This window comes from Paenibacillus sp. J22FR21 (assembly GCF_056269135.1).
Genome location: NZ_JBWDNJ010000001.1, coordinates 88552 through 110708 on the forward strand (window position 1 = coordinate 88552; position 22157 = coordinate 110708).

Here is a 22157-nt window from a genome sequence, read left to right on the forward strand (position 1 = left end):
TTTGTAGTAATGATTAGCACTCACCGATAACGAGTGCTAACGGTTGAAGGATGACCGTAATAAAGGGAAGCAGCTTTAGCATGAAACGATCTTAAGAAACCGGGAGGGACTGCGATGTTAACTGAACGGCAGCGTATGATTCTGAATGTCATCATAGACGATTATATCCGCTCAGCAGAGCCAATTGGTTCACGCAGCATTTCGAAACGAAGCGATGTCAGCTTTAGCCCGGCAACCATTCGTAACGAGATGGCTGATTTGGAAGAGCTCGGATTTCTGGAGCAGCCTCATACCTCGGCAGGTCGTATTCCATCGATTAAAGGTTACCGCTATTACGTCGATCATCTTGTAAGACTGAGTCAAGTTAATGAACAGGATGCGCAAACGGTTCGGTCCTTCTTCACGGAGAAGGTGAACCAAATGGAACAGATTATTCAACATGCAGCCATGATATTGTCCAATCTGACGAATTACACGAGCATCGTGCTTGGGCCGGAGACGTTTACGAATTCGCTTAAGCATTTCCAGCTCGTTCCAATCAGTGATGACACGGCCGTAGCGATTATTGTTACCAACACCGGTCATGTTGAGAACCGTACGATTTCCTTGCCGGATGATATGAGCATGGAGGAAATGCAGCAGGCTGTTAACATTCTTAACAGCAAATTGATCGGAGTGCCGATTGCGCGCCTCAAATCAAAGCTGTATTCCGAGGTCGGTCAGGAGCTTGGCCGTTATGCGGACCAATGCGAGCGACTGCTCGGTGTACTCGACGACGCGCTAATGAGCGAAGACGATCACCGGGTGTTCTTAAGCGGTACGACGAACATGCTGACGCAGCCGGAGTTCAAGGATGTCGACAAAGTGAAGACGCTGCTCGACCTGCTAGACGAGACGCCGACCATTATGCAAATGTTCAGTACGCTGCCAAGCGGTATTCAAGTTCGAATCGGTACAGAAAATACGCATGAGGCGATTAACAATTGCAGTTTGATTACGGCGACTTATTCGGCACAAGGCAAACAGCTGGGCACGATTGGGATTTTGGGACCGACACGAATGGATTACGGTAAAGTAATCGGCTTGCTGGATTTACTGTCCAAAGATATGGCGGTTCTGCTGGGTCGATGGTACAAATGACGTTAAATTTGCATGGGTTAAGGCATTAGGGATTACTTTCAGGAGGTGTAAGCGCTCGTGTCTGTGAATGAACAGCATACAGATGAAGAACATAAACATGAAGAGAACCTTGCTGCTGAAGAAGCGCAGGAATCGGTGAACGAAGAATCGGCAGCTCCCCAAGAAGAAGGAAGCGCAGGAGATTCCCGCGTGGAAGCACTTGAGAAATTAGCCGAAGAGAACCAACAGCGCTACTTAAGAGCACAAGCCGACTTTGACAACTTCCGTCGCCGTACGATGAAAGAGAAGGAAGAGCTTGGGCAATATGCTTCTATGAAGCTAGTCGGGCAGCTTCTGCCGGTAGTGGATAACTTTGTCCGTGCCATTGAAGCTGCGAAGAACGGCGGCGATGGTGAATCGTTCTCCAAAGGCGTCGACATGATCTTCCGCCAGCTTGAGCAAGTGCTTGAAGCTGAAGGGCTGAAAGCGATGGATGCGGTTGGACAGCCGTTTAACCCGGATTTCCATCAAGCGATTATGCAAGTGGAATCCGATGAGCATGAAGAAGGCATTGTCGTTGAAGAAGTGCAAAAGGGCTATGTCCTGAAGGATAAAGTGCTGCGTCCCGCTATGGTGAAAGTCAGCGGTTAACGATCAGCTTGCCTATAGATGATTTCAATTATATCCCTTTGAGGAGGAACTTTAATTATGAGTAAAGTAATCGGTATCGACCTTGGTACAACAAACTCTTGCGTTGCGGTAATGGAAGGCGGCGAAGCTGTCGTAATCCCGAATCCGGAAGGCAACCGTACAACACCTTCTGTTGTTGGTTTCAAGAAAGACGGCGAGCGTATTGTCGGTGAATCGGCAAAACGTCAAGCAATCACAAACCCAGACCGTACAATCATGTCCATTAAACGTCACATGGGCTCCAGCCATAAAGAAGTTATTGATGGCAAAGATTTCTCCGCTCCTGAAATTTCCGCAATCATTCTGCAAAAGCTGAAATCAGATGCTGAGGCTTACCTTGGCCAAACCGTAACGCAAGCCGTAATCACAGTACCGGCTTACTTCAATGACAGCCAGCGTCAAGCGACTAAAGATGCAGGTAAGATCGCTGGTCTTGAAGTGCTGCGTATCGTCAACGAGCCGACAGCTGCAGCACTTGCTTACGGTCTTGAGAAAACAGAAGATCACACGATCCTCGTTTATGACCTTGGCGGCGGTACGTTCGACGTTTCCATCCTTGAGCTTGGCGATGGCTTCTTCGAAGTAAAAGCAACCAGCGGCGACAACCGTCTGGGCGGCGATGACTTCGACCAAGTGATCATCGACTACCTGGTATCCGAGTTCAAGAAAGAGCAAGGCGTTGATCTTTCCAAAGATAAAGCGGCTGTACAACGTTTGAAGGATGCTGCTGAGAAAGCGAAGAAAGAGCTTTCAGGCGTAGTAACTTCGACGATTTCCTTGCCGTTCATCACAATGGCAGACGGCGTTCCACAGCATTTGGAGCTTAGCCTGACTCGTGCAAAGTTTGAAGAATTGTCCCAAGCCCTTGTAGAGCGTACGCTTGGTCCTACTCGTCAAGCATTGAGCGATGCCGGCATGTCCCCAAGCGATATCGATAAAGTTGTTCTTGTCGGCGGATCGACTCGTATCCCGGCTGTTCAAGAAGCGGTTAAGAAATTGATCGGCAAAGATCCACACAAAGGCGTTAACCCGGATGAGGTTGTAGCTCTTGGTGCAGCGGTTCAAGCGGGCGTACTGACAGGCGATGTGAAAGACGTTGTATTGCTTGACGTAACTCCATTGTCCCTTGGTATCGAAACAGCTGGCGGTGTGTTCACGAAGATGATCGACCGTAATACAACAATTCCAACAAGCAAATCCCAAGTGTACTCCACTTATGCGGATAACCAACCAAGCGTTGAAATTCACGTGCTTCAAGGTGAGCGTCAAATGGCTGCAGGCAACAAAACACTGGGCCGCTTCACTCTTGGTGATATTCCACTGGCTCCGCGCGGCGTACCGCAAATCGAAGTTACCTTCGATATTGATGCCAATGGTATCGTAAACGTGTCTGCACTGGATAAAGGCACTGGCAAGAGCCACAAAATCACGATCACCTCTTCCGGCGGTTTGTCCGATGAAGAAATCGATCGCATGATGAAGGATGCGGAATTGAACGCAGAGGAAGATCGCAAACGTCGTGAGCTTGTTGAAGCGAAGAACGCGGCTGACCAACTGGTCTATTCCGTTGACAAAACAATTAAAGATCTTGGCGATAAAGTAGATGCAGGCGAAATCGCAAAAGCGAACGAAGCCAAAGAGAAAGTGACTGCAGCGCTGGCAACAGACGATGTAGAACAAATCAATGCAGCTGCAGAAGCGTTGACTGAAATCGTGCAACAGCTTTCCGTAAAGCTGTATGAGCAAGCACAAGCTGCAGGCGGCGCTGAAGGCGCTGGCCCTGAAGCAGGCGGCGAATCCTCCTCCAGAGGCAAAGATAACGTAGTCGATGCCGACTATGAAGTTGTAGACGACAAGAAGTAAGACTTGTTGTATAGTGATACGTAAACGGTGTGCCGTCCGAAAAAACTTTGGACGGCGCAGCCGTTTTTCGTGTGTCTGGATAGATAATGATTTTTGCAGCGTAAATAGGAGACGGGGTGACGGAGTTGGCTGACAAGCGGGACTATTATGAGGTGCTCGGCGTCGGGAAAGACGCAGGCGAGGACGAGATCAAGAAAGCGTATCGTAAAATGGCGCGCCAATACCATCCGGACGTAAACAAAGCGTCGGATGCGGAAGATAAATTTAAAGAAGTGAAGGAAGCTTACGACGTTCTTAGCGATGACGGAAAGCGTGCTACGTATGACCGACATGGTCACGTGGATCCGAACCAAGGCTTTGGCGGCGGTGCCGGTGATTTCGGCGGCGGCTTCGGCGATATCTTCGACATGTTCTTTGGCGGTGGCGGCGGTGGCGGACGACGTGATCCTAACGCTCCGCAGCGCGGTAACGACCTGCAGTACACGATGACAATCGAATTCAAGGAAGCGGTATTCGGTAAGGAAACGGAAATTACGATTCCTCGCACCGAAACTTGTGACACTTGTGTAGGTTCTGGAGCGAAACCGGGTACGAAACCGGAAACTTGTTCGGTTTGTCGTGGTACAGGTCAGCAAGAAGTGGTTCAAAATACACCGTTTGGCCGTATGGTGAACCGGAGAGCTTGTTCCAACTGTAATGGCGCAGGCAAAATCATCAAAGAAAAATGCACGACTTGCCACGGTGCAGGCAAAGTGAAGAAGCAGCGTAAGATCAATGTGAAAATTCCTGCCGGTGTCGATGAAGGCGCGCAAATCCGCTTAACCGGCGAAGGTGAAGGCGGATCACGCGGAGGCCCATCCGGGGACTTATATATCGTAATTCGAGTGAAGCCGCATGATTTCTTCGAGCGTGAGAATGATGATATCTACTGTGAAGTACCGCTAACGTTTGCGCAGGCGGCACTTGGCGACGAGGTCGAAATACCGACGCTGACTGAGAAAGTGAAGCTGAAGATTCCTGCAGGCACGCAAACCGGCACTTATTTCCGATTGAAGGGAAAAGGTGTTCCGCGCCTTCGCGGTTACGGTCAAGGGGACCAGCATGTTAAAGTAACGGTCGTAACGCCTACTGCCCTGAATGAAGAGCAGAAGGAATTGCTTCGTCAGTTCTCCGGTGTCGGAGTAGCAGGCGACAGCACGGATGGTGGGCAGCAAGAACACCATGAATCGATCTTCGAGAAGATGAAGAAAGCATTCCGCGGCGACTAATGGGTTTAAAGCATAAGATCGCAGCCACTTGTTTATGCTAACTTTCGTGTCCAAATCAATCTCTACATGAAGGAGCATAACCATGAGCGATCAAGACTTGGAGAAACAAAATTTCGCAGAGCTGCCGATCAGCAAAAATGAAGATGTTGAATTCTCAGAGGAGCTAGCTGACGAAGCGGATAAGAAGGCGATGCAGCGGGCCGCCGAGGCTGACGCCAGAGCGCAGAATAAATGACGAGTCTGTCTGCTGTATGACAGTCATTCATGCCACGTTTCAAGACAGGGATGGAGCACGTGAGGCGCAGCTTAAGCTGATGGCGCTGCGCGTGCTGCAAGTGGATGGCGGCGCCGACGGCGCATCGCTTACTGCCACTGTCGGGGATGAGCTCGTTGATCGTGCTCTTCATTTGATTGAACAAACCGGAGGAACAGCTGACTTGTGAAGCAAATGAGATTGAATTTGGGGATGCCATACCTGCAATGTACTATTGCGGTATGGTATCTTTTTTTTATCCTTGTGAAACGTTTCAACGTGTGGCAAAATTAACGTTAGTTTAACGTATTGCGAGGGGGATTTTCATGCCGGTTAATTTCAAGAGTGCAACGCAAGTGTATCCGGAGTGGAGTGAGCTTAGCCATTATGGTATTAATTATCTCAAAGTCGGTGATGTTGTTCAGCTGCATTATCATGATGCGAATGAATACTGGATTATTATAAGCGGCAAAGGAAATTGTACGACTGAAGGGGACGCCTACGAAATCGGTCCCGGAGATATGGTCCTTACGAAGCGAGGAGACGAGCACTCTCTTGTTGTTACGGAAGACATGATTGCTGTATATATTTATGGCATTATGCCAGAAGGCGGCCGAGTGGGTTACCTATTCAAGGATAAAGGAGATGCAGCACAATCATGACATTAAAAATCATTCAAGTCGGCCTAGGTATGCATGGGTTTGGCGTTGCGCTCCATTTCGTGAAGCAGTCCGTAGATTTCGCCTATGCAGGTGTAGTAGAAATCAATCCGGCTCGTCTGAAAGAATGTGCGGCAGAGCTTGGCGTTTCGGAAGAGAATTGTTACACGGATTATTTGGAAGCGTTCGCATCCTGTGAAGCGGATGCCGTGTTTGTGACAGCAGCTTCTCCCTATCATTATGCGATTTGCAAAGCTGCCTTGGAACAAGGCCTTCATGTACTGGTTGAGAAGCCATTCGTGCTCGATATCGGCGAAGCTTGCGAGCTGGTTGAGCTTGCTAAGCAGAAGCAGCTGATTCTGATGGTCAGTCAGAACTATCGCTATCAGAATCATGTCCTGTCGCTGAAGAAAGCCATCTCCGAAATGGGGAAACCGCTGTTTGTGCAGGCTCAGTTCTTCTATGATCATTTTGGCAAGGACTATCAGCAGGTAATGGAGAACTTCATGCTGCTTGAGATGGCTGTCCACCATGTGGACATGATTCGCTACTTACTGGAATCCGATATTCGGACCGTGTCGGGCAAAACGTGGAATATCGAAGGAAGCATGTACAAAGGACATCCGAACGTGCAGGCAAGTATGGAGCTGGACAACGGAATTCCTGTCTTCTACTTAGGCAGCCTCGTATCCAAAGGTCTATCAACACCTTGGGAAGGTGACTGGCGCATCCAATGCGAGAATGGCTCGATTCATCTGGATGATCTCGGTCAAGGTTATGGCGTGTATATCGTGGACCAAGAGCAGAACAAACGATTTATCTCGTATGCGGACGGTCCGCTGCCAGACGACAAACAAGGCATTCACAGCGTATTGTCCGAGTTTGCCGCACGAATAAAGGACGGTGCGGAGCCATCGATTTCGGGCCGCGATAATTTGCGTACCTTAGCTGCGCTTATCGCATTCAGTGATTCCTCGCGAACCGGTGAAGTCACCTATCCGAAAAGTTATATTGATTCGAAATAATGCCGTGATGACAAGTCTCTGCTGCCGATAGGCTGCGGGGGCTTGTTTTTTGTGTGCAGCCCTTATCTGGTGTAGAATAGACAAGATAGGTTAAAAATGACTACTAGAAATGATAACGCGATCAGGGGGATTTACAAAGTGAAATGGCATGAACTTACAATCTCGACAACCGAAGAAGCGATCGAGATGATTTCCAACTTCTTGCATGAAATGGATGCCGACGGCGTATCCATTGAAGAATCAGGTACGCTGAACAAACAGCGGGACACATCGCTCGGACAATGGTATGAGCATCCGCTTAACGATATTCCCGAAGGCCAAGCTGTTATTAAAGGCTACTTCTCGGAGCTGGATTCGGACATCGACGCACTCATGGCCATATTGCCTGAGCGTATCGATCAGCTTCGTGAATTCGATATTGATCCAGGTGACTACAAGATTACAAAAGCACTTGTAGACGAAGAAGACTGGGCTAACGCATGGAAGCAATATTTCAAACCGATCCGCGTGTCGGAGCGTTTGACGATTAAGCCGACTTGGGAGGAGTACACGCCTTCACCGGATGAGCGAATTATTGAGCTTGATCCAGGCATGGCATTCGGTACAGGTACGCACCCAACAACTGCGCTCTGCTTGCGTACACTGGAGACGGTTATCAAAGGCGATGAGGAAGTTATCGATGTAGGGACAGGTTCCGGCATATTGGCTATCGGCGCGATTCTTCTTGGCGCTCGCCGCGTGCTTGCACTTGATCTGGATCCGATTGCAGTTACCTCTGCTACGGAGAATACAAAACTTAACAAGCTGGAAAATGATATTCAAGTGCATCTGAGCGACCTGCTAGGAGTTTTGAATACAGAAGGCAATGCAACGGATAAGCCTCTGAACGTGACGGTACCGGTTGATGTAGTTGTAGCTAATATTTTGGCGGAAATCATCCTGCTGTTCATCGACGATGTTTACGCAGCGCTGAAGCCGGGCGGCACCTATATTGCATCGGGTATTTTTAAGAATAAAGAAGATGCCGTTGCGGAAGGTCTTGAGCAAGCCGGCTTTACGATTATCGATCGTCAGCGTGACCAAGACTGGCTCGCGTTCGTCGCGACGAAACCGGAGTAAGCTGAAGCTCCGCAAATATGCGTAGGAGGGTGAACGGTGTCGGACTTTTTGTGGTATCCGCTCAAAGATTTACCATTTATCTTTCTAGTACTAATGATTGCGTTCACGCTGCATGAGTTCGCGCATGCGTACAGCGCTTATAAGTTTGGAGATCGAACCGCATATGATGCCGGCAGGGTGACACTGAATCCTCGTGCCCATCTGGATGTAATGGGAACCATATTGCTGCTTGTAGCGGGTTTTGGCTGGGCCAGACCCGTTCCGGTTAACCGGAGCCGCTTCAAGTATCCTCGATTGATGGGTATCGTCGTTTCAGCTGTTGGTCCGCTTAGCAATTTGCTGCTGACCTTTATCGGCATTCTGGCCGTTTATGTGCTGAACCAGATTGGCTTACTCAACGCAGGCTCCTTTGGCGTACATAGTGCAATCGTTCATTTTCTTAACTACTTAATTACGCTGAATGTCATGCTGTTTATATTCAATCTTATCCCGGTACCGCCGCTTGACGGATACCGAATTATTCAGGATCTCGCCCCGACTCCGCTGCGTATGAAGATGGATCAATATGAGACTTGGGGGATGTTTCTCTTCCTGCTGATTGTATTTGTTCCGCCGCTTCGCGCAGCAACGCTCGATCCGCTGTTCGCCAACTCCGATGCGATTATTTCCGGCATTATGAAATTATGCGAATTGTTCTTTGACGATGTGGATTGGGCGCAGTTTGTAGCGGATTTCTACAGGTAAGCTTGGCTAGCGGTATCGCTTCTGGAAAATGTTTAACGACCCTAGCGGAGCGAGTGTAAACCGTGTATGATGTAGGTTGGAGTTTTGACACAGACCTTGTAGATGAGTGGGCCTGTGATTTGACTGGAAAGGTTCTACCTAAGATGCAACGATATTTTGTTACGTCCGAGCAGTTTACTGACAATTCGGTTGTTCTTACAGGCGACGATGCTCATCACGTAACGCGAGTGATGCGGATGGAAGCGGGAGATACCATTATTGTAAGTGACGGCCGCACGCGTGTCGCGGAAGCGACAATAAGCGCCTTATCACCGGGCAAAGTGGAAGCTGAAATTTCCGAATGGCTGACCATGAGCGGTGAACCGACTTGGTCGGTGACGGTAGCCCAAAGCTTGCCGAAGGGCGATAAAATGGAGATTGTCATCCAGAAGGGGACCGAGATCGGCGCAGCAAGCTTCGTGCCGTTCCAATCCCAGCGGATGATTGTTCAATATGATGACAAGAAAGAAGCCAAGCGACTTGACCGTTGGGGCAAGATTGCGAAGGAAGCTGCTGAGCAGGCACACCGCAGTCGTATTCCGGTTATTGAACCGGTTGCGTCATGGCGGGAACTGGTCAAACGCATTCCGGAGTACCACTTGGCGTTGTTTTGCTATGAGAAGGAAGGCGGTGGACTTGGTTTGCGTGATGCAATCCAGGCGCGCCGTGGAGCAGTAGAAGGCTGGAGCGACTATGAAGAGCCGCGCAATATTCTGCTCATCGTTGGACCAGAAGGCGGCTTCACTGAACGTGAAGCTGAGGAAGCAGAAGAGGCCGGTGCTGTCATTATCGGTCTTGGCAAGCGAATCTTACGCACGGAAACCGCTGCGATGGTTGGACTCGCCTGCCTCATGTATGAATCAGGAGAAATGGGAGGCGTTTAACAACTATGCCATCGGTTGCTTTTTACACATTAGGCTGCAAAGTTAACTTTTACGATACGGAAGCGATCTGGCAGCTGTTTAAGAAGGAAGGCTACGAGCAAGTCGACTTCGAAACAACTACTGCTGATGTCTATCTAATCAATACATGTACGGTAACGAATACAGGGGACAAGAAGAGCAGACAGATTATTCGTCGTGCGATTCGTCGTAACCCGGAAGCGGTTATCGCTGTAACGGGCTGTTATGCCCAAACTTCACCTGCCGAAATTCTGGCTATTGAAGGTGTCGATCTTGTCATCGGAACGCAGGATCGGGACAAGCTGATGAATTATGTTACGGATCTGCAAAATGAGCGTAAACCGGTTAACGCGGTTCGTAATATTATGAAAACACGTGAGTTCGAGGAACTGGATGTACCGGACTTTGCCGAGCGTACTCGTGCGTTCCTGAAGATTCAAGAAGGCTGCAACAACTTCTGCACCTTCTGTATTATTCCGTGGTCACGTGGATTGTCCCGCAGCCGTGAAGCAGAGAGCGTCATTAACCAAGCTCGCCAGCTGGTGGAATCCGGTTACAAAGAAATTGTACTGACAGGCATTCATACCGGCGGTTATGGTGATGATATGGAGAACTACCGTCTGTCTGACCTGCTGTGGGATCTGGATGCCATTGAAGGTCTTGAGCGGATTCGGATCAGCTCCATCGAAGCGAGTCAGATTGACGAAGCGATGATCGACGTGCTGAACCGTTCCAGCAAAATGTGCCGTCACCTTCATATTCCGCTGCAATCCGGCGATAACGACGTTCTGAAGCGGATGCGCCGCAAGTATACCGTGGAACAGTTTGCTGAGAAAATCAAGCTGCTGCACGAAGCGATGCCCGGTGTTGCGATTACAACGGATGTTATCGTTGGATTCCCCGGCGAAACGCAAGAGATGTTCGAGAACGGCTATGCGTTTATGGAACAAATGGGCTTTGCTGAAATGCATGTCTTCCCCTATTCCAAACGGACGGGTACGCCTGCCGCGCGCATGGAAGATCAGATCGACGATGAGCTGAAGAACGAGCGCGTTCATAAGCTGATTGACTTGTCTGAACGGATGCAATTGGACTATGCGAAGAAATATGTCGGTGAAGTGCTTGATATCATTCCAGAGCGTGAGCACAAAGGCTCAGAAGGCTCCGGCCTGATTATGGGCTACTCCGACAACTATATCCAAGTCGTATTCGAAGGTTCGGAATCGCTGATTGGCGAGCTGTGCAGAGTGAAAATCACGGAAGCCGGCGTCAATGAGTGCCGAGGACAGCTTGTACGCGTATTGGATAATAACCATACCGCGTCCACTGCCCGTATCGAAGCCGACTCACAGGCACAAGCGATGCAGGCATAAGCTTGTTCGAATTCAATAGCTTGAAGCGAGGATTCTAATGCGGCCGGGACAGGGCTGCAAGAGAGTCCTTGCTCTACATAAGAGCTTAGGTATCCAAGAAACGCGAAGGGGGAACGCAAAATGAAGGAGATTTCAGCAGGTGGCGTCGTGTTCCGTAAGGTTGGCAATGAGCTGCAGGTGCAGTTGATTCAAGACCGTTACGGCAAGATATCGCTGCCTAAAGGCAAAATGGAACCGGGCGAAACCATTGAGCAAACAGCCCTTCGCGAAATCGTCGAGGAGACGGGTATGGAAGGCGTCATCGTCTCACCGATTGATCAGATCAAATACAAATACAATCATGAGTCTAAAGGGCTAGTGGATAAGGAAGTTCACTACTATCTCGTGGAAGCAGTTGGCGGTAAGCTTCAGGCGCAGGTGGAGGAAATTCGCGGCGTGGAATGGTTTGAGCCGATGGAAGCATGGCGCAGGCAGAAGCAATCCGGCTACAACAACAATGATCGCATTCTAGCCGGAGCACTGCGCCTGCTTGGATTGAATGTACAGAGCAGCAGCTAATTCAAGTTGCCGACAGTTTCCTTAAACGTGGGAGATAACAAATCGGCAGGGCAATTAACGAGCACAGAACATTAAAGATCGTCTGAGCATGGGCAATTTGGCTGGCAGGCGATGAAGTTAATGAAGCCGCTATGGAGCCGAGTTCACCTGCGAATGGTGCAAATAAGGCAGCTCCGCCGACGTTAAGCAGCACGTGAGCCCAAGCGACGAAACGGCCGGATGGCGTTCCTCCAAGTGCTGCGAGTACGGCAGTAATGCATGTACCGACGTTAGCGCCGAGGACAATCGCGATGCCAACGTCCAGGGGCATGGCGCCGGACTGAGCGAGTCCCATAACGATGCCGATAACGGCGGCGCTGCTGTGCACGGCAGCAGTTAGCACGACGCCTGCTGCAAGTCCCCACAGTACGCTGTCTTCTGCACGGCTCATGAAGCCTTGGAAGAAAGGTGTAGCTTGTACGGCAGGTGCAACGGACTGCATGAGCCCAATTCCAATAAGCAGTAAGGAGAACCCTCCTGTAACGACGGTGCCGTTGCGGAATGGCCTCAGGAAACGGCTAACCTTCTGCCCTGCGCGCGTGCCGCTGCCAAGGCCGACCTCGCCGAAGAGGGCGGTCAGCAGCCAGATGGCGAGCGATAGCTTGAGCAAGGGCCAGCCGAGACTGCCTAGATTAAGGCCGATCAGCTCGGTCGTCAAGCAGGTGCCGATATTGGTGCCCAGAATAATGCCGAGCGTGCGCGGGAAGGTGAGCACACCGGCGTTGACCAGTCCTATTGCAATTACGGTAACGGCTGTGCTGCTCTGCAGCACAGCCGTTGTTGCTGTCCCCACGAGCAATCCGTGCAGCGGCGTAGCAGTGGATTTGCGCAGCACATCCTGCAGACGGTGGCCGACAGAACGATGCATGGCCAGCTCCATCGCCCTCATGCCGAGCATGAAGACGACAAACCCTCCGAGCACGCGGGCTACGATCATGATTAGCATGGCAGTACGCTCCTTTAACAAGAATAACGATACATATGCAACAGACCGGACGAGCATGACAAGTTCGGACCAGGTCAGCTAATGGAAAAGGATGAGGATGAACATGGAACGCGTGAAGGCGAAGGCGATATTGCAGCGTGACCGCAAGAAACGATTGGAGGCCGGGCACCCATGGGTGTTTGCAGGCGAAATTAACCGTATCGAAGGAGAGGCGACTCCCGGAGATCTGGTTGACTTAGTAACGCATCAAGGCAAGTATTTGGCAACAGGCTATTGGAACCCGAAGTCCCAAATTACGGTTCGGGTAACATCCTATAAACCGATCGAAGCCATGGATGAGGCGTTCTTCCGGGAACGTTTCATGCAGTGTGCACAACATCGGAGCCGGTTCGTGCAAGGGCATGATTGCCGGATGGTTTACGGCGAGGCTGATTTTCTGCCGGGACTTATCGTAGATCGTTTTGGAGCTGTGCTTGTTGTACAACTGCTGACGCTTGGCATGGAGGTTCGCCGTGAAGCGATTGTTGCCGCATTGGTTGCTGTATTTGCTCCTCAAGGCATTTACGAGCGCAGTGATGTATCCGTTCGTGAATTGGAAGGCGTCGAGCAGCGGACAGGGGTACTCTATGGGGAGTGTCCGCGTATCGTTGATATTTTGGAAAATGGCTTGCAGATGGAAGTGGATATCGTTGAAGGCCAGAAGACCGGCTACTTCTTCGATCAACGCGAGAACAGAGCTTCTATTGCACCTCTGATGCTCGGCTGGGGTACGCGCAGCGGCATTCAATTGAAGTCTGTCGCAGATGGCGAACCATCTTCGGCTCCGTCAGACGATACCGGCACATTGGCGGCTCTTAACGAAGAGAAGCTAGTCCCCGTCAATGCGAATGGCAAAGTAGTCACGTTCCCGTATTGGGATGGCGCTACAGTGCTTGAATGTTTCGCGCACACGGGCAGCTTCACGCTGCACGCCTGCAAATACGGTGCCAAGAAAGTAACCTGTCTCGATGTATCCGAGCATGCCATCGAAACCGCACGCCGCAATGTCGTTCGTAACGGCTTCGAGGAGCGAGTAGAGTTTGTCGTAGCGGATGCGTTCGAATATCTTCGCAGACAAGTGAAGGGAATCGAAGAGCGTCAAGAGCGCGGCAGTGCGAAGGCAGTGGATACCTCCAAGAAGATGGGGGAAGCAGGCCGTAAATGGGATGTGGTCATACTTGATCCGCCGGCGTTCACGAAGTCGAAGAACGCAATTGAAGGCGCGGTACGCGGCTATAAGGATATCAACCTTCATGGAATGAAGCTCGTGAATGAAGGCGGCTACCTGGTTACAGCCAGCTGCTCCTACCATATGCGTCCCGAGCTATTTCTCGAGACGATCCAAGCGGCTGCCATTGATGCAGGGAAGACACTTCGCTTAATCGATTGGCGCGCAGCGGGCAAGGATCATCCCCAAATCGTCGGCGTCAACGAAGGGCATTATTTGAAGTTTGGCATATTCGAAGTGCGAAGCCGCTAGCAGCATTTGATATTCGTTTTTAACGCTCCCTTACTTAAGTGATCGCTTAAGTAAAGGGGGCGTTTTTTATTGTTTATTAGGGTTGCTGAACCAACACCAACAAAACCGGTGTCATACCACCGCCACCGCCGTCGTGATGATCTCCGCCATGAACAATACTGCTCAAAATACAACATTTGCTCCATGCATCGGGTTGATAAAGAGATATGATGCCGAGAATGCAACATTTCAGCCAAAAGGGACAAAGAACAATTTACCTCCGCTCAAAACGAACAAATGTTTGTGTTTTCAGATGAAACAAGCTGGGGCGTATGGTAGAATAGGAGAATCGAATAACGAGAAGAGGTTGGCGGATTATGACGCTCCGATTTGTAATTGGCCGGTCAGGGTCGGGTAAGACCCATTATTGTTTGGATCAAATTCGCAGCAACGTGCTGGCACAGCCGGACGGGCCGCCGATTGTCATCTTGGTGCCGGAGCAGGCAACCTTCCAAACGGAATATGCATTACTGAACCATGCAGAGCTGAATGGTTCTATAAGGGCGCAGGCACTCAGCTTCCGCCGTCTTTCGTTCCGGATTATGCAGGAGACAGGCGGTACTGCACTGGTTCCTATTAGCGAGAACGGCAAGAATATGCTGCTTTACAAAATCGTCCACCGCCTTGAGGAGCAACTGCAGCTGTTTAAAGGCAGCGAGTCCCAGCATGGTTTCATCGAGCGTCTTGGCGAGCTGATGACGGAGTGGAAGCGGTACGGGATCGGTACAGATGAGCTTTCCACATTTGTCGAAAGCCGCATGCCTCAGAAGGGCAGCTCGCTGCTTGGGAGAAAGCTTCACGATCTGCAAATGATTTCCTCAGGCCTTGAACGTGAACTGGACGGGCTCTATGTCGATGCCGAGGATTATTTGAGCTGGCTTGTCAAGGGTTATCATCAAGCGCCTTCAATGGCAGATACAGAGATTTGGGTAGATGGGTTTCACGGCTTTACACCCAAAGAATTCGACGCGCTCGGCACCTTAATGAAGTACTCCAAAGGGATGACTGTAACGTTATGCCTGGACAAGCTTTACGAGCAAAGCGAACAGCCGCATGAGCTGGATCTATTCCGGCCGACTGCGGAGACCTATATGAAGCTACGTGATTTGGCAATCGAGAACGGTGTGGAGATCGAGGAGCCGGTATTCCTCGACGGAACGCCGTACAGGTTCAAGGAGAATCCGATGCTTGCGCATTTGGAACGCCACTACGGCGGAAGGAAGCCGATTCATCTAACGGAGACTGAACTGGCGCAAGGGGGCGTTTCGCTTCATGCTGCAGCCAATCGCCGGGCAGAAGTTGAGGCGGTCGCTCGCGATATTACGCGCCGAGTACGTGACGAAGAGCTGCGCTATCGGGATATGGCCGTTATGGTACGTAATGCGCCGGATTACAACGATTATATTAAAGCTGTATTCGCTGACTACGGCATCCCCTTTTTCCTCGATCAGAAGAATGGTGCGCTACATCATCCGTTCGTCGAGTTTATTCGTTCTGCGCTGGAGATCGCGACACACGGCTGGCGTTATGAAGCCGTATTCCGCTGCATTAAATCAGAGCTTCTCATCCCTGAGGACGGCAGTATAACGCGGGAAACGTTTGATTTGCTAGAAAACTATGCACTTGCATCAGGCATGAATGGCAACAGATGGACGACGCTCAGCCAGTGGAAGCCATTAATGCGTGATACGCTGGATGGCGATCCCGTTCAAGCAGGCGAGAATGAGCTGCGGGAATTTGAAGCCATTATGGCCGCAAGGGAAGCGGTTGTACCGATTCTGCGCAAATTCGGCAGAGAGATGAAGAAAGCCGGCAGCGTCAGACAAATGTGCGAGGCCATGTACAGACTGCTGGTTACCATTGAAGCGCCGGATCGTATGGAGCGCTGGAGCCGCAAAGCCATTGCGGAAGGCATTCCCCTTCGGGCGAGAGAGCATCGGCAGCTGTGGGACGGCGTTATGGATTTGCTCGATCAGCTGACCGAAATGACGGGAAGCGAAGCGATGCCGCTAGAGCTGTTCACAGGTATGGTAGAGACAGGTCTTGAGAGTTTGAAGCTAGCATCCGTTCCGCCTTCACTTGATCAAGTACTGATCGGAAGCATGGATCGTACGCGCTCCGGCCAGATCACAATCTGTTATTTGCTTGGCGCGAATGACGGCGTCATGCCGCAGCGCATGCAGGAAGACGGCGTATTGACCGAGCAAGAACGCGAAACGTTGGAATACGGCGGTCTTGTCATGGCGCCTGGAGTACGGCGCAAGCTGCTCGATGAGCGGTTCATGATCTACAATGCGCTTACGACACCGAGCGAGCATCTGTGGATAAGCTGGCCGCAATCGGATGAAGAAGGGAAGAGCTTGCTTCCTTCGGAAATTATCCGCCATATTAAAGGACTTTTCCCCGGCATGATGGAGAAAGGAATCGCAGGCGAGCCTGTCCCGGCTATGCCAGAGTCTGAGCAGCAATCGTTTATGGCACATCCGGAACGAACGCTCTCCTATCTGATTACGCAATTGCGGCTTTGGAAGCATGGAGGCGACATTGCTCCGCTATGGTGGGAAGCTTACAACTGGTTTGCCGTTCGGCCGCAGTGGCAGGACAAGCTGCAGCGTCTTGTATCTTCCTTGCAATATACCAATGAAGAAGTGAAGCTCTCGGCGGAAACCGCTGAGCGATTATATGGAACGCTGCTGCGAGGAAGCGTGTCGCGGATGGAACGATTCGTTTCGTGTCCGTTTCAACATTTTGCGATACATGGACTGCGTCTTCGTGAGAGAACCCTCTACAAACTAGCCGCGCCGGACATCGGACAGCTGTTCCATGCTGCTCTAAACCGGCTGACGGAATCGCTGGGCGACAGCTGGGCTTCGCTCACACCGGAGCAGCTGCGTGAGGCATCGACGGAAATCGTAAACGAGCTGGCTATGAGGCTGCAATCACAAATTCTATTCAGCAGCAACCGTCATCAATATGTAGCGCGCAAGCTGCGCGATATTATTAGCCAAGCTGCGGTTATTCTTGGCGAGCATGCGAGGCGAGCACAGTTTAAACCGGTTGGACTTGAGATCGGCTTCGGGCCGCAAGGTCCTCTGCCGCCGGTTACGATTCCGCTGTCTGATGGCAAAATGCTGGAGATGGTCGGTCGAATTGACCGCGTTGACGCCGCGCAGACAACAGATGGACTGCTGCTGCGAGTTATCGACTACAAGTCTAGCGCGAAACAGCTTCGCTTAGAGGAAGTTGCCTATGGCATGGCGCTGCAAATGCTAACTTACCTGGACGTTCTGCTTACGCATGCGCCGGAATGGCTTGGTCAGCCTGCGAAAGCAGCCGGTGCGTTGTATTTCCACGTGCATAATCCGATGCTTTCTACCTCTAACGGTATGCCCCCTGCAAAGGCGCGCACGGAAATATTGAAGCGGTTCAAGCTTAAAGGGCTGGTACTCGCAGATGAGGAAACGGTCAGAATGATGGACGGAGCGCTGTCGACCGGTTATTCCGAGCTGTTGCCGCTTGCGCTGAAGCGTGACGGCGGCTTCTACAGCAGCTCTTCGGTCGTATCTGATGAGCAGTGGGGAACACTGCGTCGTTCGGTTAGAGGAACACTTCGCCGAATCGGTGATCGAATCGCTGGTGGAGATGTTTCGATTACTCCGTATCGACTGGGCAATAAGACGCCATGTCAATTTTGCGCGTATAAGCCGGTGTGTCATTTCGACCCATTGGTAGAAGGCAATTGCTATACAAGGTTGAACAAGCCGGGTAAAGATGAAGTCTGGGAGCTGCTTGCGAGCGGTGAGGATGCAGGCGATAACATGGATGTGCAAGAGGATACAGGGAAGGAGCAAGAGTAATGACGACAACGTTACCCGAGGGTTCGACAATTCCGCCAAAACCGATTGGCAGCACATGGACGGATGATCAGTGGAGAGCTATTGTGACAGGCGGCAGTAATATTCTGGTAGCTGCGGCAGCGGGCTCAGGTAAAACGGCGGTTCTGGTCGAACGGATTATCCGCAAAATATCGGCTGATACCGATGTCGATCGGCTGCTTGTTGCTACCTTTACGAAAGCAGCGGCCGCAGAGATGAAAGAGCGTATTCGAATTGCGCTTGAGAAAGAGCTGGATCGACATCCGGGTTCTGATCATCTGCGCCGACAGCTTGCCTTAATGGGGCGTGCCTCCATTACGACGCTGCATTCCTTCTGCCTCGATGTCATACGTCGCTACTATTCGCTCATCGGGCTCGATCCCGGATTTCGCATCGCTAATGAGACAGAAGCGGAGCTGCTTCGCATTGACGTGCTTGATGCCATATTCGAGGAGCGTTATGGGGAGCCGGAATCAGAGGAAGGTCAAGCATTCCTTCAACTGGTAGACAAGTTTGGCGGGGAACGCGGCGATGAACCGCTCTACGCGCTAGTAATGAAGCTCTATCACTTCTCGCAGAGTCATCCTTGGCCGAAGGTATGGCTGGAGGAAACAGCGAATGCATTCCAAGTTCAGGATGCGGAAGAGCTCAGTCAAACCGAATGGGTGACGAGCTTGACGGATGCCGTATCGTTGTCTCTGCAAGGCGCAGTTAGCCTGCTGGAACAAGCAGAAGCTTTATCCTACCAGCCCGGAGGTCCCGATGCTTATGGAGAGACGTTTCGAGATGATTTAGCGCTTGTTCGCTCGCTTCTTCATCGTGTTGAAGGTCAGCCATGGACGACATGGCATGAGGGATTTACGGCTGCAAGCTTCGGGAAACTGAAGAGCCAGCGCGGAGATGCATGTGATAAGGCGCTGCAGGAGCAGGCCAAAGATTTGCGTGACCGGGCCAAAACCATTATCGCCGATTTAACAGACGAGCTGTTTACTCGCACGCCGGAGGAGTTTGCTGCGGAGCTGGCTGAGATGGCACCGCTCATGAAGACACTGGCTTCGCTGGCTGATCAGTTCGGCAGCAGGTTCGAAGCGGCGAAGCTGGAGAAAGGTCTAATTGATTTTGGCGATATGGAACACTATTGCCTGCGAATATTGCGGGATGCTGAATCCACCGCCACATCGTTAGTCCCATCAGCTGCGGCTTTAGAGTATCAGCAGCAGTTTCAAGAAATATTGCTCGATGAATATCAAGATACGAATATGGTTCAGGAAGCGATCGTATCGCTGATCTCGCGTTCAGGCAGAGGGAACCGATTCATGGTTGGCGACGTTAAACAGAGCATCTATCGATTCCGCTTGGCGGAACCGGGATTGTTTCTGCGTAAATATAAGAGTTATGGCATGGCTGGTGAAGTGGACGCTGCAGCTTCGGAGATTGTACCTGACGAGCAAAGCAGCGGAGAGTTTGGCGTTCGGATCGATTTGGCGCGGAATTTCCGCAGTCGGCAGGAAGTCGTGGACGGCGTTAACAATGTGTTTCGCGCCATCATGCGCGAGAAAGCAGCGGAAATGGACTACGACGCACGTGCAGAGCTGGTGTGCGGCGCCACGTATCCGTCATCAAGCGAAGGTGGCCCAGCGGAGCGGTATTCGGTAGAGCTTGCCGTACTGGACCGTGGCAAAGGGGAAACGGCAGACCATTCCGCTGAAGCGCAAGAAGAGACAGACTCAGAAGGCGAAGGAATGTCGGCGGCTGATTCTGCGGAAGATTTGCAAACCGTTCAGCTTGAGGCGCGTTATATTGCAAGTCAAATTGTTCGGCTGAGAGGCATGCAGGCAGATGCCGCAAACGCAGAACCGTTCGAGGTGTACGACGGCAAGAAGGGGCGCAAGCGGCCGCTAGCTTGGCGAGACATCGTTATTTTGCTGCGGGCAGATAAGCAGTGGGCGCCGGTCATCATCGAGGAGCTCCAACATCATGGCATTCCTGCCTATGCAGAGCTCAGCAGCGGTTACTTTGAGGCGACAGAAGTCGAGACGATGCTCTCGCTTCTGCGCGTCATAGACAATCCTTATCAAGATATTCCGCTTGCAGGTACGCTTCGTTCACCGCTTGTCGGGCTGACGGGGGAAGAGCTTGCACTTATTCGTATAGCAGCGGGTCGCGTTTCCTACTTTGAAGCGGTCAGGAATGCTGCGGATGATCCTAATATGCCTGAAGAAATGCAGCGGAAACTGCAAATTTTCTTAGCATCGCTTGAAGTGTGGCGGGGAGAGGCTCGGCAGGGATCACTGGCCGATTTACTATGGCGAATCTATCGCGAGACCGGCTATTACGACTTGGCAGGCGGCATGACAGGCGGCCTTCAGCGACAAGCGAATTTGCGCGCGCTTCACGACCGGGCCAGGCAGTATGAAGCGACAACGCTCAGAGGATTGTTCCGCTTTCTCAGATTTATTGATCGGATGCGCGAGAGCGGCGGTGACCTCGGAACGGCAAGAGCGCTCGGGGAGCAAGAAGATGTCGTGCGCATTATGTCTATCCACAAGAGTAAAGGGCTGGAGTTTCCGGTCGTCTTCGCCGCGGGTTTAGGCAAGCAGTTCAATAAACGTGATCTTAGCAGTCCGTTCCTCATGCACAAACAGCTGGGATTCGGGCCGCGTTATGTAGACACAGAGCTCAGAGTCAGTTATCCGACATTGCCGCAGCTGGCGATCAAACAGCGTCTGGCGATGGAAACGTTGGCAGAAGAGATGCGGATCCTGTATGTAGCCTTAACACGGCCAAAGGAGAAAATGTTCCTTGTCGGAACGGTCGCAGACGCATCGAAGCAGCTGCAGCGCTGGGAGTCAGCACTGGATGCGGACGGCGGATTGGCGGATTTCCGTATCGCCGGGGCGTCGAGGTTTCTGGATTGGCTCGGACCGCTTGCAATGGGAGCGGGAATTCCGACGGTTATGGTGAGCGAGAAGGATGATTCCCCAACTGATGAAGTCGTAGAAGATGATGCAAAGATTATCTCTTTCCGAGATTGGCGGACTGCTGTCGTTCCGGCTTCAGTGCTAGGGCTTGAAGCGGCGGCCGGTACAGTGGAAGAAACCGAAGAGGAAGCAGCATTCGCTGAGCGGATGCAGGCCGTTCAGGAGCTTGTTCCATTGCCTGAGTCGCCGGAGGCGGCAACCGAGATAGAAAGACGACTAGGCTGGCAGTATCCCTATACTGCGGCTACGATGACGGCAGCCAAAACATCCGTAACCGAGATGAAACGGCTGCATGCCGAAGCCGGCATGGATGAGGCGGCGTTTCTGCTGCCGGAGCTGGCGGGAGACGATGGCTTGGCCGGCTTTGGATCCGCGGAAGAAGCTGAACTTCATGAAGCCGTGTCTGAGGTCGAGGCGATACCATCACCACCTGGGATTGAGGAGCAGGTAGAGTTTCTTTTTGACTTGGAAACGGAAAGTTTGGTTCATGAAGAGCCGAAGGCAAGGCGTCAAGTAGATGAGACATTAGATAAGGGACAGCAAACCGGACATCGTGATTATACCTTCCGATTGCGCCGTCCGAAGTTCATGGAGGAAACGGCTTTAACGCCAGCCGAACGGGGGATGGTCAGCCATCTTGTCATGCAGCATATTCAGCTGGCGGATGAAATATCGGAAGATACGGTTCGTGATACGGTCGCAAGTCTTCGAGAACGAAATATGTTGTCTGCTCAGCAGGCGGCGGCTGTGGATATTACGGGTTCGGCGGCATTTTTTCTAAGTGATGTCGGCCTTAGACTGCTCCGGGCGCAATGGGTGCGACGTGAGACGCCGTTTAGCTGCACGTTTCCTGCGGATCGTGTGTATCCGAATGCATCTCATGTGCTGAGTGACGAACCGATCCTCATTCAAGGGGTTATCGACTGCTTGTTTCAAGATGAAGAAGGCAGACTTGTGCTGCTCGATTATAAGACAGACCGAATTACGATGAAACGATGGACGGAAGCGGCGGAGCGTCACCGTTTCCAGCTCACGCTGTATGCGGAAGCGATTCAGTCTATTATTGGACGCAAGATTGATGAATGTTATGTGTTTTTCTTCGATGGTGGAGAAGCGGTTAAATTGTTTTAAACAGAAGGGACGGGG

17 protein-coding genes are annotated in these 22157 nt (G+C 51.4%); 16 read left to right on the forward strand and 1 reads right to left on the reverse strand.

All coding sequences use genetic code 11. The features are described from left to right. Positions 1–114: 114 nt before the first annotated feature. From hrcA to AC0YNS_RS00460, 13 genes are all read left to right on the forward strand, one after another. Positions 115–1140 (forward strand): heat-inducible transcriptional repressor HrcA, encoded by a 1026-nt coding sequence (gene hrcA, locus AC0YNS_RS00400; RefSeq protein WP_475779135.1) that lies wholly within the window; start codon positions 115–117, stop codon positions 1138–1140. Between the two features lie 63 nt (positions 1141–1203). Next, positions 1204–1770 carry a nucleotide exchange factor GrpE gene (grpE, locus tag AC0YNS_RS00405; protein WP_475780069.1) on the forward strand — a complete coding sequence of 189 codons (567 nt, stop codon included), beginning with the start codon at positions 1204–1206 and terminating at the stop codon, positions 1768–1770. Between the two features lie 57 nt (positions 1771–1827). Then, positions 1828–3672, forward strand: a complete 1845-nt coding sequence (gene dnaK, locus AC0YNS_RS00410; protein ID WP_475779136.1) for a molecular chaperone DnaK — start codon at positions 1828–1830, stop codon at positions 3670–3672. A gap of 125 nt (positions 3673–3797) precedes the next feature. Further along, positions 3798–4940, forward strand: a complete 1143-nt coding sequence (gene dnaJ / locus AC0YNS_RS00415) for a molecular chaperone DnaJ (RefSeq protein WP_475780070.1) — start codon at positions 3798–3800, stop codon at positions 4938–4940. An 82-nt stretch (positions 4941–5022) separates the two neighbouring features. Next, complete coding sequence (locus AC0YNS_RS00420) at positions 5023–5175, forward strand: YfhD family protein (protein WP_475779137.1); 153 nt, start codon at positions 5023–5025, stop codon at positions 5173–5175. A gap of 16 nt (positions 5176–5191) precedes the next feature. Next, positions 5192–5383: a hypothetical protein gene (locus tag AC0YNS_RS00425; protein WP_475779138.1), complete on the forward strand. Its 192-nt coding sequence runs from the start codon at positions 5192–5194 to the stop codon at positions 5381–5383. A 136-nt stretch (positions 5384–5519) separates the two neighbouring features. Further along, positions 5520–5855 (forward strand): cupin domain-containing protein, encoded by a 336-nt coding sequence (locus AC0YNS_RS00430; protein ID WP_475779139.1) that lies wholly within the window; start codon positions 5520–5522, stop codon positions 5853–5855. Continuing rightward, positions 5852–6877, forward strand: coding sequence for a Gfo/Idh/MocA family protein (locus tag AC0YNS_RS00435; RefSeq protein ID WP_475779140.1), 1026 nt, complete (start codon positions 5852–5854; stop codon positions 6875–6877). Before AC0YNS_RS00430 ends, AC0YNS_RS00435 begins: the two co-directional genes overlap by 4 nt. Positions 6878–7015: 138 nt before the next feature. Beyond that, positions 7016–7996: a 50S ribosomal protein L11 methyltransferase gene (prmA, locus tag AC0YNS_RS00440; RefSeq protein WP_475779141.1), complete on the forward strand. Its 981-nt coding sequence runs from the start codon at positions 7016–7018 to the stop codon at positions 7994–7996. A 93-nt stretch (positions 7997–8089) separates the two neighbouring features. Continuing rightward, on the forward strand, positions 8090–8740 hold the full coding sequence (locus AC0YNS_RS00445) for a site-2 protease family protein (RefSeq protein ID WP_475780071.1): 651 nt from the start codon (positions 8090–8092) through the stop codon (positions 8738–8740). 143 nt (positions 8741–8883) lie between these two features. After that, positions 8884–9663, forward strand: a complete 780-nt coding sequence (locus AC0YNS_RS00450; RefSeq protein WP_475779142.1) for a 16S rRNA (uracil(1498)-N(3))-methyltransferase — start codon at positions 8884–8886, stop codon at positions 9661–9663. A gap of 5 nt (positions 9664–9668) precedes the next feature. Next, positions 9669–11054, forward strand: a complete 1386-nt coding sequence (gene mtaB, locus AC0YNS_RS00455; protein WP_475779143.1) for a tRNA (N(6)-L-threonylcarbamoyladenosine(37)-C(2))-methylthiotransferase MtaB — start codon at positions 9669–9671, stop codon at positions 11052–11054. A 120-nt stretch (positions 11055–11174) separates the two neighbouring features. Then, entirely contained in the window at positions 11175–11612 is a 438-nt protein-coding gene (locus tag AC0YNS_RS00460; RefSeq protein WP_475779144.1) for an NUDIX hydrolase, read from the forward strand. Position 11613: 1 nt separating this feature from the next. Here the strand turns inward: AC0YNS_RS00460 and AC0YNS_RS00465 are convergent, their stop codons facing one another. Beyond that, complete coding sequence (locus AC0YNS_RS00465; RefSeq protein WP_475779145.1) at positions 11614–12597, reverse strand: Na/Pi cotransporter family protein; 984 nt, start codon at positions 12595–12597, stop codon at positions 11614–11616. A 103-nt stretch (positions 12598–12700) separates the two neighbouring features. On the opposite strand from AC0YNS_RS00465, the gene AC0YNS_RS00470 reads away from it, so the two are divergent. The 3 genes from AC0YNS_RS00470 to addA all read left to right on the forward strand — a co-directional run bounded on the left by AC0YNS_RS00470 (position 12701) and on the right by addA (position 22142). Next, positions 12701–14116, forward strand: coding sequence for a class I SAM-dependent rRNA methyltransferase (locus AC0YNS_RS00470; protein ID WP_475779146.1), 1416 nt, complete (start codon positions 12701–12703; stop codon positions 14114–14116). Positions 14117–14472: 356 nt separating this feature from the next. After that, on the forward strand, positions 14473–18012 hold the full coding sequence (gene addB / locus AC0YNS_RS00475) for a helicase-exonuclease AddAB subunit AddB (RefSeq protein WP_475779147.1): 3540 nt from the start codon (positions 14473–14475) through the stop codon (positions 18010–18012). Continuing rightward, positions 18012–22142, forward strand: a complete 4131-nt coding sequence (gene addA, locus AC0YNS_RS00480; protein ID WP_475779148.1) for a helicase-exonuclease AddAB subunit AddA — start codon at positions 18012–18014, stop codon at positions 22140–22142. The genes addB and addA overlap by 1 nt, the downstream gene beginning before the upstream one ends. Positions 22143–22157 lie beyond the last annotated feature (15 nt).

Bases quoted from the DNA above. Each gene is read 5' to 3' on its own strand.
- hrcA (WP_475779135.1), top strand. From the start codon at position 115: ATGTTAACTGAACGGCAGCGTATGATTCTGAATGTCATCATAGACGAT.
- dnaK (WP_475779136.1), top strand. From the start codon at position 1,828: ATGAGTAAAGTAATCGGTATCGACCTTGGTACAACAAACTCTTGCGTT.
- AC0YNS_RS00420 (WP_475779137.1), top strand. From the start codon at position 5,023: ATGAGCGATCAAGACTTGGAGAAACAAAATTTCGCAGAGCTGCCGATC.
- AC0YNS_RS00425 (WP_475779138.1), top strand. From the start codon at position 5,192: ATGACAGTCATTCATGCCACGTTTCAAGACAGGGATGGAGCACGTGAG.
- AC0YNS_RS00430 (WP_475779139.1), top strand. From the start codon at position 5,520: ATGCCGGTTAATTTCAAGAGTGCAACGCAAGTGTATCCGGAGTGGAGT.
- AC0YNS_RS00435 (WP_475779140.1), top strand. From the start codon at position 5,852: ATGACATTAAAAATCATTCAAGTCGGCCTAGGTATGCATGGGTTTGGC.
- AC0YNS_RS00445 (WP_475780071.1), top strand. From the start codon at position 8,090: ATGATTGCGTTCACGCTGCATGAGTTCGCGCATGCGTACAGCGCTTAT.
- AC0YNS_RS00450 (WP_475779142.1), top strand. From the start codon at position 8,884: ATGCAACGATATTTTGTTACGTCCGAGCAGTTTACTGACAATTCGGTT.
- mtaB (WP_475779143.1), top strand. From the start codon at position 9,669: ATGCCATCGGTTGCTTTTTACACATTAGGCTGCAAAGTTAACTTTTAC.
- AC0YNS_RS00460 (WP_475779144.1), top strand. From the start codon at position 11,175: ATGAAGGAGATTTCAGCAGGTGGCGTCGTGTTCCGTAAGGTTGGCAAT.
- AC0YNS_RS00465 (WP_475779145.1), bottom strand. From the start codon at position 12,597: ATGCTAATCATGATCGTAGCCCGCGTGCTCGGAGGGTTTGTCGTCTTC.
- AC0YNS_RS00470 (WP_475779146.1), top strand. From the start codon at position 12,701: ATGGAACGCGTGAAGGCGAAGGCGATATTGCAGCGTGACCGCAAGAAA.
- addB (WP_475779147.1), top strand. From the start codon at position 14,473: ATGACGCTCCGATTTGTAATTGGCCGGTCAGGGTCGGGTAAGACCCAT.
- addA (WP_475779148.1), top strand. From the start codon at position 18,012: ATGACGACAACGTTACCCGAGGGTTCGACAATTCCGCCAAAACCGATT.